Annotated in this window: 7 protein-coding genes; all 7 read right to left on the reverse strand. The window is 33.9% G+C overall.

The features are described from left to right. Positions 1-183: 183 nt before the first annotated feature. On the reverse strand, positions 184-1,488 hold the full coding sequence (locus UEQ13_RS12795; RefSeq protein ID WP_329807238.1) for a TolC family protein: 1,305 nt from the start codon (positions 1,486-1,488) through the stop codon (positions 184-186). 186 nt (positions 1,489-1,674) lie between these two features. Next, a complete protein-coding gene (locus tag UEQ13_RS12800; RefSeq protein WP_329806725.1) occupies positions 1,675-2,388 on the reverse strand; it encodes a hypothetical protein in 714 nt (237 codons plus the stop codon). Positions 2,389-2,481: 93 nt separating this feature from the next. Continuing rightward, entirely contained in the window at positions 2,482-3,108 is a 627-nt protein-coding gene (locus UEQ13_RS12805; RefSeq protein WP_329806726.1) for a Crp/Fnr family transcriptional regulator, read from the reverse strand. 352 nt (positions 3,109-3,460) lie between these two features. Beyond that, complete coding sequence (locus tag UEQ13_RS12810) at positions 3,461-5,359, reverse strand: amidophosphoribosyltransferase (protein ID WP_329806727.1); 1,899 nt, start codon at positions 5,357-5,359, stop codon at positions 3,461-3,463. A gap of 71 nt (positions 5,360-5,430) precedes the next feature. Beyond that, the gene (locus tag UEQ13_RS12815) at positions 5,431-6,354 is read right to left on the reverse strand and encodes a PfkB family carbohydrate kinase (RefSeq protein ID WP_329806728.1); all 924 of its coding nucleotides are present in this window, start codon (positions 6,352-6,354) and stop codon (positions 5,431-5,433) included. A gap of 136 nt (positions 6,355-6,490) precedes the next feature. Continuing rightward, positions 6,491-10,663 carry a T9SS sorting signal type C domain-containing protein gene (locus UEQ13_RS12820; protein ID WP_329806729.1) on the reverse strand — a complete coding sequence of 1,391 codons (4,173 nt, stop codon included), beginning with the start codon at positions 10,661-10,663 and terminating at the stop codon, positions 6,491-6,493. Positions 10,664-10,777: 114 nt separating this feature from the next. Next, positions 10,778-14,818: a reprolysin-like metallopeptidase gene (locus UEQ13_RS12825; RefSeq protein WP_329806730.1), complete on the reverse strand. Its 4,041-nt coding sequence runs from the start codon at positions 14,816-14,818 to the stop codon at positions 10,778-10,780. Positions 14,819-14,925: the final 107 nt, after the last annotated feature.

Consider the following 14,925-nt stretch of genomic DNA (forward strand, 5'->3'; position numbering starts at 1 on the left):
ATTCGAGAAATCTTCACTGATGTTGTTCTTGTTATTTATTTTCTTTTGGAACACAGATTAGAGAAATCATGTTAATTTTAATAATTTCATTTTCGATGTTTTTCGCTTTTTTAACACAAACAGAAGAAATTTTTTAGATTTCTCGGATTTCTTAAATCTGTGTTGTTTAAATATTTCTTGTTATTACTTCGTTAAAAACTGTAAATATTGTTTGGTGAAATTATATTCGAAAACGGCTTGCAATTGTTCTAATTCTTTTTGAATCATTTGGGTTTCCGATTGTAATAAGTCTGTTGTTTTTTCTAAACCTTGCGCGAATCTGTTTTGACGAATTCTGTACGCTTCTTGCGATTGTTCGAAAGCTAGTTTTGATAAATTGACTTTGTTTTCTGCGTCTTTTAATTGGCGATTGGTTTTATTTACTTCCAACTGACTTTGTTTGGTGTATTGGTCTTTTTCTGCATCAGCTTTTTGAGATTCCGCTTTTGCTTTTTCGAATTTCCCGATAGATTTATAACCATCGAAAACATTCCAAGACAATTGGGCGCCAATCACATAACCTTTTGCCGAAGTTCCTAGGATGTTTTTATCGTACATTTCATAACTTCCGAAAGCGTTTAATCTCGGTAAGAATGTCATTTTTGATGATTGTAACATTTTCGCATACGCTTCCGAAGATTTCGTCATCGCTTGAATGTCTTTTCTGTTTTCAGATAAAGAGGTGTTTATTTCTTCAATTGAAATGGTGTTTTCTAAAGCTTCTGAAGGCTTGTAGACTTTTCCTTGCGTGTCTTCGTTTAACAAAAATCCTAGATAATCTGAGGCGTTTTGCACGTTACTCTTCGCATATTGTAATTGATTGGCGATTTCACTTACACGAACTTGCACGTTTAGTAAATCTGTTTTTTGCAACATACCTTGTTTGAAATAATTTTCGACTAATTTCAAATTAGCTTTTCCTGTAGTATTAGCTTTTTCTAAAACGGTTACAGCTTTGTAGGCCAATTGCAATTGCATATACGCTTTGGAAACTTCTAATTCTAAGTATTCTTTGGTGCGTTCGGTTTGTAGTTGAAACGCTTCCATTTTGGCTTTAGCGGCTTGTCTTCCATAAAAACCATCTACATTAATTAAGGGTTGTTGGATTTCGAATTTCGTAGCAAAATTTTGAGTTCTTGCAGGATCGTTTAATAAAGCAGGATTGAAATCGGAAGCGGTTAAAATTTCCTGATTTAATTTCGAACCGAAAGCCATTAATGGATTAGTAGTTAAAATTCCGGTATGCGACACATTGATATTCGGTAAGAAAACGGATTTCGATTGGTTGTAATCTGCTTTTGCCGACTGAAAGTTTTTTTCAGCAATTCTTACTTGTAAATTATTTTCTGAGATTTTCTTAGAAATATCGTTTTTAGAAATGGTCAGCGTGTCTTGCGCCAATCCAAAAACGGAAAATAATAAAGTGGTTATAAAAATCGGTTGTTTCATTTTGTTCATAATCTGATTAATTATGAAGCAAATTTAAACGCAACTGAAATAGTCTACAGTTACAAATGTTACAGAGGTGAGATTTTTGTTTTGTGGTTGAGTTTTTGAATGTTTTGTAAAATGTGTTTCACGCAAAGACGCAAAGGCGCAAAGTTTTGAAATATGTTATAGGAGTTTGAGAGAAACTTATTCCCACCAATTTTTAATTGCCTCTGTACTTTTACTTTTAGACTCAGTAATATCTAAACTACCAACTTTGCCTTTTAAAGCTATATCAATCCAGCCCTTTTTATGATATTTTTCAGCAACATTAAATTCTGCAGCACCAATATCAAAACTACAATCGACACTTGGAACTCTATAATCGCCCCAATGGCATTTCTTTTCAATTTTAGAATGGTACATTTTCCAACTTCCCACAAAAGCATTGTTGAAATAACCATCAGAATGGATATTTATATTGTCATATTGCATTTTATCCTCTTTATCTAAAAACCATTTCGTTTCTAAATTTCCTGTAAAATAACCAGAATGTGATTGTAATTTGTTTTCGAAGAATTCATATTTCGCAGTTAGTAAACCTTGTGTTTTTATGCCTGAATTTTTAAATTCGTCATCCACTCCAAAATGTATTCTTTTAGATTCTTGAATTTTAAGAATCGTTATTTTTCCAACAAATTCACAAACATTTTCTTTGACACTAGATTTACCATAGACAAAATATTCGTTTGGATTGTTGATGTTCTTTTCGATTGTAAGCAACTTTATTTGTATTCTTTGAAAATCGTCTCCAAGAATTCCATACACTAAATTGTTGTTTGTTTGTAACCACAATTCAGAAAAATCATATTTTAAAAATGCATCAATTTTATTAGTTGGAAGAAGTTTTTCTTCATTCATAATATCTGTTTTACACAAATTTTGTGAAAAGGAAGGCATCGATAAAAAGAGGAATATTAATAAAATTTTATTTTTCATTTTTGCGAGATTCATTTACAACAACTCAATATACGCTCTATTCAATTTAATTTTTCCTTTGTTTTCTAGGGCTTTTAGAATTCGGGAAATTACGACTCTTGACGTATTTAAATCGTAGGCAATTTCTTGATGGGTGTTGTGAATTTCGTTAGAATGATTGATTTTCGATTTTTCTAACAGATAATTTAGCAATCTTTCGTCCATATTCATGAATGCTAAATGGTCGATTGTAGTTAGCATTTCTTTCAATCGGTTGTTGTAGCTGTTGAACACGAAATTTCGCCAAGTAGCATATTTTCCTAACCATTCGTTCATTTTGGCTACTGGAATTAATATTAATTGTCCGTCCGTTTCAGCAATGGCGCGGATTTCACTTTTGGCTTTTCCTAAACAACATTGCATAGACATGGCACAGGTGTCGCCTTTTTCTATGAAATATAAAAGTAATTCGCCTTCATCAAAATCTTCACGTAAAATTTTAATCGCACCCGTTAAAATTAGTGGTATGCTTTTAATGTTTTCACCAAAATCAATAATAATATCACCTTCTTTGAAATCATGAATCTTAGAAGCCTCTGAAATTTCATTCAATAAAGCTTCTTCAAAAATAAAATTATACGTGTTTTGAAGCGTGTTTTCCATTTTGAGGAATTTAGTTTTAATTCTTAGGCTAATTTAGTAAATTCAACAAGAAATAGGTATTAAAAAGTAATTTTTAATTTCTTTTGCCACAGATTAAAAGATAAAAGGATTACACTTAAAAATGAAAAAATCTGTGCTAATTAGTGAAATCCGTGGCTTAAAAACACCAAAATCTAATTTCATAAAAGTCTACAAAATAAAAAAGGTGAAACTTTCGTTTCACCCTTTTTGCCCCAAATCTACCATAAAACTTAACCTACTAATTTTCTGGTGATATAAAAGTAGATTAAGTTATTTTAATAGAATAAAATAGTTGTTGTAAGGTAAATATTCCCGATGAAATGCACTTTTTTTAATATGCGCGTTGTCCGTTACCTTCATAGAAATTAATAAACGCGGTGTTTACTACTCTATTTCCACCTGGTGTTGGGTAATTTCCTGTGAAATACCAATCACCTAAGTTTTTCGGACAGGCTTTATGTAAATCTTCCACTTTTTGGAAAATAATTTTCACATCAGCTTTTACTTCTTTTGAAGTTAACATTTCTGCCATTTTATCCGAAATTTGTTCGTCTGTAAATGGTGCGTAAATTTCTTTTACGTGGTTGACTACTTCTGTATCGTTTAATCCTTGTTGTGCTTTACATTTAGTGTACACTTCATCCACGATATGATATTGATTGGTGTCTTTTAACAATTCTAAAGCAGCTCTAAAAGCGATAAAACCTTCTAAAGTACTCATATCAATTCCGTAACAATCAGGATATCTAATTTGTGGAGCAGAAGAAACGACTACAATTTTCTTAGGATTTAATCGGTCTAAAATTTTAATGATACTTTGTTTTAAAGTAGTTCCTCGAACAATACTATCGTCAATAATAACCAAGTTATCTGTTGGTTTTACCACACCATAAGTGATGTCATAAACATGAGCAACCATTTCGTCTCTGCTACTATCTTCAGTAATAAACGTACGAAGTTTTACATCTTTAATCGCAATTTTTTCGGTACGAACTTTCTCTTCTAAAATCGCGTTTAAGCCTTTTTCGTCTAAGGTATCTTTTTGAGCGATAATGTCTTTTACTTTTTGCTCATCTAAGTGTTTTTGAGCGGCTTCAGCCATTCCGTAAAAAGAAGTTTCTGCTGTATTTGGAATAAAAGAGAAAACCGAATTATGAATGTCGTTTTCAATCTCTTTCAATACACTTGGGAAAACATATTTTCCTAATAGTTTTCTTTCTTTATAGATTTCGGCATCACTTCCGCGAGAAAAGTAAATTCTTTCAAAAGAACAGGCTTTTTTCTCGCCTGCTTCACGGATAGTTTCAAATTGAACATTTCCGTTTTTCTTAACGATAATCGCATCTCCAGCTTCTAATTCTTTTACATCTTCAAAAGCTACATTAAATACGGTTTGAATCACTGGTCGTTCTGAAGCGACCACTACAATTTCATCATCTTGATAATAATAAGCGGGACGAATTCCGTTTGGATCTCTAACTACAAAGGCGTCACCGTGACCTAAAAGTCCAGCCATGGCATAACCACCGTCAAAGTTTTTAGAAGCTCTTTTTAAAATTCTGGCGATGTTTAAACGTTCTGCAATTACTGGTGAAGCTTCTAATTTAGTAAGTCCTTCGTTTTTACATTCTAAATATAAATCGGTAATTTCATCATCTAAGAAATGGCCAATTTTTTCCATAACTGTCACCGTATCTGCCATTAGTTTTGGGTGTTGTCCCACATCTACTAAATCTTGAAACAATTCTTTAACATTGGTCATGTTGAAGTTTCCAGCTACTAATAAATTTCGGTGCATCCAGTTGTTCTGACGTAAAAAAGGATGTACACTTTCTATGCTGTTTTTTCCGAAAGTACCATAACGAACGTGACCTAAAAACAATTCACCTACATAAGGAATGTGTTCTTTTTGTAAGGCTACATTATTTTGGTACGAAGGATTTTTCGCTAATTCATCTGAAATTCTTGCATTGATTTGTGCGAAAATATCTTGAATCGGTTGTGCTTGATTCGAACGAATTCTGCTGATGTATCTTTGACCTGCTTTCACATCTAATTTGATGCTTGCAAAACCAGCACCATCTTGTCCGCGATTGTGTTGTTTTTCCATTAAAAGGTACATTTTTTCTACACCGTAAAAAGCAGTACCATATTTTTCTTTATAGTATTCTAATGGTTTTAATAATCTAAGTAATGCAATTCCACATTCGTGTTTAATAGCGTCGCTCATAGTTGTTGTTGTGTTGTATTATTTATTAGTTGTATTAAAAATGCCCCGAAAATTCGAGGCATATTTTGTGCTTATAATTTGATGTCAAATTGTGTTAATGACTTAAATTGTTGTAAACGTGCATAAACGTCTTCTTTGTTTAAATCTACCATTCTTTCTGTTCCGAATTTTTCCACACAGAATGAAGCTAAGTTAGAACCGTGAATAATCGCGTTTTTCATGCTTTCGAAAGAAACATCTTCCGTTTGTGCGATATATCCTGAGAAACCACCTGCGAAAGTATCTCCTGCTCCTGTTGGATCAAATACTTCTTCTAATGGTAAAGCTGGCGCGAAGAAAACATCTTTATTATGGAAAATTAAGGCGCCGTGTTCTCCTTTTTTAATCACTACATATTTTGGACCCATAGTATGGATTTTTGCAGCCGCTTTCACTAAAGAATATTCTCCAGATAATTGGCGAGCTTCTTCATCATTAATGGTAATTACGTCTACACGTTTTACAACTTCTAATAATTCTGGTAAGGCGCAATCCATCCAAAAGTTCATCGTATCTAAAACTACTAATTTTGGTTGCGTAGTCATTTGGTTTAAAACCGAAGATTGTACAATTGGATGTAAGTTTCCTAACATTACCACTGATGCATCTTTGTAAGCTTGAGGAACAACCGGGTTGAAATCTGCTAAAACGTTTAACTCTGTTGCTAACGTATCACGAGAATTCATATCGTTATGGTATTTTCCACTCCAAAAGAATGTTTTTCCACCTTTTACAATTTCAATTCCTTCAATATTTATGTTTCTTTCTGATAATAAATCTAAATGTTCTTGTGGGAAATCTTCACCTACAACAGATACAATTGCTGAATCTACATTAAAAAAAGACGCAGATAAACCGATATAAGTTGCTGCTCCGCCTAAAATTTTATCTGTTTTTCCAAAAGGTGTTTCAATAGCATCAAAAGCTACTGTTCCTACAATTAATAATTTGCTCATTTTCTTTGTTTTAAATAAGCGGCAAAGATAGTTATTCCGTTTGAAGTTTAAAAATTGTTAGGATAATTTTAAGTATAAAAAAAATCTCGATTCTGAAAACTATCAGAATCGAGATTTAAAATAAAATTTATTAAACTTATTTAATTACTTTTTTAGTAACCGATTGACCAGTTGTGAAAGTAATTTTTACAAATAACGCTTGGTTTCTATTTGCGATTGAAGTGATGTTTAGTATTTTATCATTTACAGTATTGTTTTTGTAAATGTTTCTTCCCAATACATCAAAAACTTCCACTTTAGCAATTTCTTGTGAAGCATTAATTTTTAATTCTTCATTTTGAGTAAATACTACTATGCTTTCTTCTGAAACAAATGATGGATTAGCCAAAGCAGCGTTTGTAAACACTAGTTTAAATCTGTTATTATATACTCCGTCAGATGTTGTAAATGTATAAGGTGTTTGTTTGATGTCGTGGACAATATTCGTTACAATATCTTTTACATATACATTTTGAGTTGTAAATAAACCATCTACATTTTCCAATGAAATTGTATATGTTCCAGCAGTTGTAGCTTTTAATCCTAAAGCAATTTCATCAGTATCTGTGAATGGTAAACCTTTTCCTTGAATCACATATTCTGAATCGGCAATTAGATTATATAACATCGTGTTATCTTTATCTAAAACTTCTCCATCAATAGCATGGTCAATTCCGTTTGTTGCGCCATTAACATAACCTACTAATATTTGGTTATAGTTATTTGTAGCATCGTTTAAGTTTAACCAAATTCTGTGTTTTTCAGTATCTAAAGTTGTTGCAACACTTTCAGCTGTTCTATAAAACTGAGTAGAAACAGATGCATTCACACGTTGTGCGTTGGTAAAATTTGCATTTCCTGCAGCTGTTGCTCGTACATAAAACCCTTGACCTGTTTGAATTGTTCCGTTTGGAACTGCTCCTCCAGCTGCTGCTGCTGTACCACCTAAAGTCGTATAAGAAGCATAATTATTTACTGGATAAACACCTCCACTTGCTGGAGCAGTATGTGTCCAGAAGTATAATGTTGGAATTGCTGCATTAGCACCCAAGAAAAGATTTGTAGAAATTGGAGACGCGTAAGGATTTCCTAATAAGTTGTATCCAATTCCGATTGCTTGCGAAACATTTCCGTTAGTTGGCACACCTGAAAACTGTCCATTAAACACAGTTGGCGTTACTGGCCAGTTGTCTGCTGCTCTAATCATATATCCTTTTCCTGCTACAAAATTTGTTGCAGGAGATACAACTTGGTAAGCTGTTGGCGTTGTTGTACCCGTAAATAAATATTGGTAAAATCTTGTTGGCAATGTACTTGGAGAAAACGCTTGTAATTGTTGTCCAGAAACAGGAGAAGACCAAGCTGTATAGTCCAATTTAACCATTCCTGCAGAATTTCTTCTAACAATAATATTTCCTGAATTGGCTACCGCATTTATTTGTCTTAATGCGGCATTATTGTTTATAGTTAATGTACCAGTTCCACTAACTGTAACTGCATTACCAGAGATTAAAGTATGTCCTGCATTAAACGTTACATTTACTCCAGTATTAACTGTTACTGAACAAGCATCTAAATCTGCCGTAGACGAATAGTTCCCTGTAAAAGTAACCGCAGTCACCTTAGATGGAGCACCGTTAGACCAAGCTGTTCCATTCCAGGTAGATGTTAAATCTCCACAAACAATTCCTGTTTTTGGACCAATTGCATAACCACCAGACATATTCGTATTGAAAGTGGCAGTGAAAGTTACATTTGATCCAAACGCACCAATTGTAGCTGCTTTTTCTTCAATAGTATAATTAGTATAATTTGAAGCGTTGATAGTTGAAATCGGATTGTTGATTACTTTAATGATTTGTAAGGCCGTTCTCGATTTCCCAGTGGCAGCTTCCCAAGCAGCAACTTCAGCTTCAGTACAATATAAAGTAATTGAATAATTACCTGTAGCTGTATCGTTTGCTGTAGTTACAGTATATGTTTTTGGCATAATTTTATTAGCAGCATTTGCATCGATAAATGTTGCACTACCAGAACCAACAGAAGTTTGGCTTCTATTTACTGAAATATTTGTACAACCATAGTTAAATGATGCAGAGTTAGTTGAAGATAATACAACTTTATTAGCATCAACAACATGGAAAGTTCCTGAAGCATTAATAGTACCGTTATAAGCGGTAGCCGTATTAATTTCAGTCTGAACATTAGTATTAGTTACTGAAACTAAATCTACTGTATCTAATAACAATAAACCTGTTGCAGTATTTAAATTACTATGTCTAAATGCAATATGACCAGTTTGACCAGCATAAGCATTTAAGTTGATTGTTCTTAAAGTAGAAGTATTTACTGCAATTGTTGCTGCTGCTTGAATAATAGTACCAGAAGTAATTTGTGCTTCAGTTGTTGGATTTAGTGTTGTTGTAAAGTAAGCTGAATAATTTCCAGCTAATGCACCAAATCCGGCAACAATATAAGTTAATGTTGTAGAAGTTGCACCTGCTGGTATAGTAAACTGAGGACTAACAAAATAATTATTTGGAGTTGCATTACCTGTTCCTCCTAAGTGTGTTCTGCTTTTTTCTGAATAAGCAGCAGTTCCAACTAATGTGTTCGGTGCTGTACCAATGCCATCAGTACCTCCAACTAATCCCCAAGTATCTGCATTAACGTCTACTAAAGTCCAACCCGTTGCATCTTCAAAATCTTCACTTATTAAAATATTATTTTGAGTAGGAGTTGGTGTAACATCGTTATCAACAATAGTAATTGTCATTGTTTTGGCTAAGTTATTCAAAACAGCATCTCCACCGTTAGCATTTAATGTTAAATCAACAGTTAATGTTTCGGTTGGTTCAACTATTCCATCATGAAAAACTCTTACCGTTAAGTTTTGAGTAGTTGTTGTTCCAGCAGGAAAAGTTACCGTACTATTAACTATACTATAGTCTGTATTCAAAGTAGCCGTTCCACCCGTTACATTAAAAGTTACAGTTGCATTTTGAGTAGCTGCTTTACCTAAAGTTACAGGAAAAGTTACATCGGTAAAACTACAGTTTGTATTTTCATTAACTGAACCCGTTGGATTCGTAAATCTAATAATTGGTGTAGGAGTTTGACAAGCTGTTGATGCATTTAACGTGTTTCTTTGTGGAGAATTTGTCATCACTGCAATCATTCTTGTTTTCTGATCAGCAGTAAAAGTATCCATACATGAATCATTAGTATAATCCATATAATTTTGTATCATATCATTTCCAGCGATGGCTGTACAAGAATTAATTACAGAACAAGAGTAATTTGCTGCTGCTGCTGCTGGAGTGTCGGCACAAAAATCTTCATTTGTGTAAACATTACCACCTGAAGCAGGGCAAACATCATCACCCCAAATATGACGTAATCCCACCCAGTGACCGACTTCATGAGTCATGGTTCTTCCTAAATTGTAAGTTGGATTTAATATAAAAGTACCATCATTTAAGGCAATTGTTCCCATAGCATCAAAAGCGGCTACTACTCCATCTGTATTGGCAGCACCACCGCTTGCAGACAAACCAGATAAGCCTGAAGCACTTGGGAATTGCGCATATCCTAACAAACCTTGTAATCCACCATTTGTAAGTGCTAAACCTCCTGGTCGAATGGTCCACATATTTAAATAATTATTTGGATCCCATTGAGTATTTGTTTTCATGGTTTCCACATCGGCATTGGTTTCCCAATCAGCTCCTCCAGCACCATTGGTAACTGTATTAGAATATGGAGCAATTACGTGCCTAACAACTCCAGTTGTTGCTAATCCATTTGGATCAGTTTGTGCCAAACAAAAATTAATTTCACAATCAACTGCAAGTCCTGTTGAATTTACTCCACCTGGCGTTCCAGCTAATCTTCTGAAATCCTGATTCATTACAGTAATTTGAGAAATTGCTTGTGCATCTGTAATATTTTCACCTGTTCCTAACGCATCTCCATTGTGAACAATATGAATAACTACCGGAATATTATAAATCGCTTGAACGGCTCTTCCGTTAGCTTTATCTTTATTAATTTTTTTAACGATTGGCGCTATCCAAGCTTCAAATTCTTCTTTTGTCGCTCTGTTAGGATATTTAGCTTGTAATTCTGCTTCGTTTTCTTCAGTATGACATCTTACATGTCCAGAAGGAGTTAATCCTTGAACTGGTACAAAGGGTTTGTTAAGTTGTTTTTTTTGTGCAAAAGAAATAATGCAAAAAAACAGAAACAAAAAGAGTAAGTTCTTTTTCATTTTATTATCAAATTAAGGGGTTTTTGGATTCCAAATATATAAAAAATTAGATGAAAAGCAAAAAAGAGAGACAAAATGCCTCTCTTTTTAAATTATTTAATAAAAATACTGCAATTAATACATTATTTTCTTATAAATTTTATTTCCGTTCACTAAATTAATTTCCAGGAATAAAGGCATGTTACGTTTTGCAATTGGAATGTTATAGTTATTTGTTTTAATATCATTTCCTTCAAATAATTTTCTACCTAACACATCAAAAACAAGAACACTTGCAATTTTTTCATTTGTAGATTGAACGTTTAATTCTTGATTTGAAATTACAACAACATCATTCTCACTCACTGATTGATTTCCAGATGCAGCATTTTTAAAAACGACTTTAAATCTATCATTAAACACACCTTCAGAAGCTGTAAATATATAAGGTGTTTGTTTGATGTCGTGAATACTATTTGTTACATTATCTTTTAAAAATACATTTTGAGAAGTAAATAATCCATCTACATTTTCCAATGAAATCGTATAATTTCCAGCAGCAGTAGTTTTTAGTCCTAAAGCGATTTCATCTGTTTCAACAAAAGGCAATCCTTTTCCTTGAATCACATATTCGGAATCGTTAATTACATTATACAACATAGTATTATTTTTATCTAAAACTTCTGCATCAATAGCTTGATCAACACCATTCGTAGCGCCATCAATATAACCTACTAATATTTGGTTGTAGCTATTGGAAGTGTCATTTAAGTTTAGCCAAATTCTGTTAGCATTAGAAGAAGCTGTTGGCACTTCAGAAGATACCGTTTTAAAAAATTGTGTAGAAACTGACGCATTAACTCTTTGGAAATTAGTAAATTTTGCCGTTCCAAAATCATAGGCTCTTACATAGAAACCTTGACCTGTTTGAATGGTTCCATTAGGAATAGCACCTCCAGCAGCTGATGCGGTACCTCCAAGTTTTGTAAATGATGCATAATTATTTACAGGATATACTCCACCACTAGCTGCAACAGTGTGGGTCCAAAAATATAAGGCACCAACTGTTGCTGGATTATCATCTAAAAATTTTGTGGCATTTATAGGAGAAGCGTATGGATTACCTAATAAATTAAAACCTCTTCCTAAATTAACCGAGGCATCACCGTTGAAAGGAACTCCAGTAAATTGACCGTTAAATACAGTTGAAGTAACTGGCCAATCATTTGCAGCTCTAATCATATATCCTTTTCCTTTAAGGAAATTTGTTGTTGAAGAAACTGCTTGATAGGCAGTTGGGGTAGTTGTTCCAGTATATAAATATTCATAAAATCGAGTAGCGATTGTACTAGGTGAAAATGCTTGTAATTGTTGTCCAGAAACTGGTGAAGACCAAGCGGTATAATCTAAACGAACCATGCCTGTTGAATTTCTCTTCACTATTATATTTCCAGTATTTACGGCGTTACCATCAATTTGACGCAAGGCAGCATTATTATTGATTGTCAAAGTACCTGTTCCAACTACGGCTACACTACCTCCTACTGTTAAAGTATGACCCGTAGCGATAGTAACGTTAGCTCCAGTATTTACAGTAACCGAACACGCTTCTAAATCTGCAGTAGACGTATAATTTCCTGCAAAAATAGCAGCAACATTTCTTACTGGAACACCATTAGACCAAGCAGAACCATTCCAAGTTGAAGTAATCGTTCCACAAGCAACTGGAGTTTCCAATACTTGTTTATAGCAAATTCTAAAAGTAAAACTATTTAAAACACCGTCTCTAGCATCAACAGTTACATCTGCCACTCTAAACAACCAGTTCCCTAAAGATCTTTGTCCGTTTAAAACCTGTAAAGTTGAAATCGGTTGCATCGTACCAAAAATATTATCCGCACCACAAGCAGCTGCAGTTCCTGATTCACTATCAAACGTTCCTACTAAATCTGAAATTGCATTTGTACACCCTCCATCTTGAAATAAAGCTACAAAAGTTCCAGCTGGGCTATTAATTCCTGCATATAATTGATTTCTTCTAGAGTGAGTTACATTTGAAGTTACGTTTACATCGGTAATGATAACATCATCTGGAATGTTTAATGCAAAATTTTGATACGCTAAAGGAGTTTGATCTGTTATAACATTTCCTGTAGTTAACGTTCTTGTATAATCAGTACAAATAGTTGAAACAGAATAACCAATAGCGAATGTTTGCGTGTTAATAGCGTAAAAATCATTGGCAGTTGGCTCAATTAAAATTCTACAATAAGGAGCAAAAACATTAGGAATAGTTACTGTTTGAGTACCATCATTTGGTGTATTCGCAAGTAAGGTAATTGGATAGGTTAATCCAGCGTCTGTAGATAATTTAATATTTACATTAGCAGCACCCGTCATAGTATTTGTTGAATTAACGGTCCAGGTTACAGTTTGAGTAGAACCTTGAGTGTAATTAATTCCGGCAGTATTTTGAGAAGTAACTGTGAATGGTCCTTTTGTAGCGTCAAAAGTTACAACAGTATTCACACTTTCGTTATTTCCACCACCGGGTCTGTTATCTCTAACTGTCAGTCTAAAATTAACTGTTCTAGCAACTCCAGGAACTTTTTCCCACTGATTGCCATTTACCCCGTTTGATACATGATCAATTAGTCTTGGAAAATATCTTGTACCAGCATTTTCAGGCATATATGAACGAAAAGCTACTCCAGTTGTTGCTGTAGTTGAAGGATAAGTTGTTGCAGCATTATTATCATCCATTTGTTCCCAACAATAAGATAAAACATCTGAAGTGTTAGCATCTGTTGCAGTTCCTGTTAATTTAAAAGCCGAACCAATTGGCAGCGTTTTTGTTGCAGGAGCAGAAGGCACTGGTACTGCATTTCCCGTGTTTACAAGTGCAGGACAAGTTTTTCCTTTTATGTTATTTGTTATTTGTTCAATAGAAACAGCATGAAAAATTGGAATAGAATGAGCTGCCACATCTGTTGCTCCAGTTATACCAGCATATCCCATAATAGTTACACCTGAACCTGGCTCTACTTGAGCTATAGTGCCTTCATCACCTCCATGTGTCCAAGTATGATTTCCTCCTAATTGGTGACCAATTTCATGAGTTACATAATCAATATCAAAAGTATCACCTTCTGGAATGGCATTTCCAGGAGAAGTAAATCCTTTACCTTTTGAGTTATCAGCAGAACAAACACAACCAATACAGCCTGCGTTTCCACCACCACCAGACGCACCAAATAGGTGACCAATGTCATAATTTGCATTACCAATAACAGTTTGCAGAGTAGTTCCTAATTCATTATTCCAAGCTCCTCCAGAACCAGTCGCACCATCAGAATAAGGATCTGTGGCAGCATTATAATAAATTACATTTGTGGTATTCGCAATTAACTGCATAGTGCAATTAAAATCCATTTCAAAAATACCATTACATCTCGTGTAAGAAGCGTTAAAAGCAGCCATAACTAAGGCTACATCAGCAGCACTTGTTGCTCCAAAATAATTTGAATATTCAGCTGTACATGATTGTGCCATTCTGAATCTTCTTAAATTGGCATCATCTGCATTTTTTAAAATACTCGCACCAGATTTTTCAATAGAAGGACCAAAAACTTTAACCGCATCCTCTGTTGAACATATGAATCCAGATTGCTTAGAAGTTTTTGATTTTTGAAAAACAATACATGTTTTATAATCCATTGAAAAAGGGTCAATAAAGTACGTCTCCCCAGATTCTACTGATCGTATCATAGCACTTAACCCATTGTAAGGAGAAACACTAAAACGAATAACATCACCAGCATTTTTTACACCTTGACCAACAAAAGACCTAATAGTTGAAAATTTTTCTTGAAGGCTGGGTTCAAATGTTGATGCTTCAAGTACTCTGTACGCTACTAACTCACCATTTGGATGCGGAACAGCAATAATCGCATCTGAAACACCAGTAAAAGTGTCTCTTTGAGGTATATTTACTAATTTTTGTATAAATGATTCGTAATCAAACTTATACAATTTATATTCCGACGGCAAAGTAGCTCTTCTTATTTTTTCAGAAGGATTTACTTTTAGTTTGTCTATTTCAGACCAACTGGCTTTATTTTGCGCAAAAGAAATCGTGCAAAAAGCTACCATTAAAATGAGTAATTTTTTATACATGGGGGGAGTTTTTAATTATACTAATCCCAAATATAAAAAAATAAAAAACAATATCACAAAAAAAGAGAGGCAAAATACCTCTCTTTTAGCGTGTTATGATAAATCCA

Source organism: Flavobacterium facile, from assembly GCF_036321945.1.
In the GTDB taxonomy this organism is placed as follows: domain Bacteria; phylum Bacteroidota; class Bacteroidia; order Flavobacteriales; family Flavobacteriaceae; genus Flavobacterium; species Flavobacterium facile.

Coding starts and splice junctions, on each gene's coding strand:
- UEQ13_RS12815 (WP_329806728.1), bottom strand. CDS start 6,354: ATGAGCAAATTATTAATTGTAGGAACAGTAGCTTTTGATGCTATTGAA.
- UEQ13_RS12795 (WP_329807238.1), bottom strand. CDS start 1,488: ATGAAACAACCGATTTTTATAACCACTTTATTATTTTCCGTTTTTGGA.
- UEQ13_RS12800 (WP_329806725.1), bottom strand. CDS start 2,388: ATGAATGAAGAAAAACTTCTTCCAACTAATAAAATTGATGCATTTTTA.
- UEQ13_RS12805 (WP_329806726.1), bottom strand. CDS start 3,108: ATGGAAAACACGCTTCAAAACACGTATAATTTTATTTTTGAAGAAGCT.
- UEQ13_RS12810 (WP_329806727.1), bottom strand. CDS start 5,359: ATGAGCGACGCTATTAAACACGAATGTGGAATTGCATTACTTAGATTA.
- UEQ13_RS12825 (WP_329806730.1), bottom strand. CDS start 14,818: ATGTATAAAAAATTACTCATTTTAATGGTAGCTTTTTGCACGATTTCT.
- UEQ13_RS12820 (WP_329806729.1), bottom strand. CDS start 10,663: ATGAAAAAGAACTTACTCTTTTTGTTTCTGTTTTTTTGCATTATTTCT.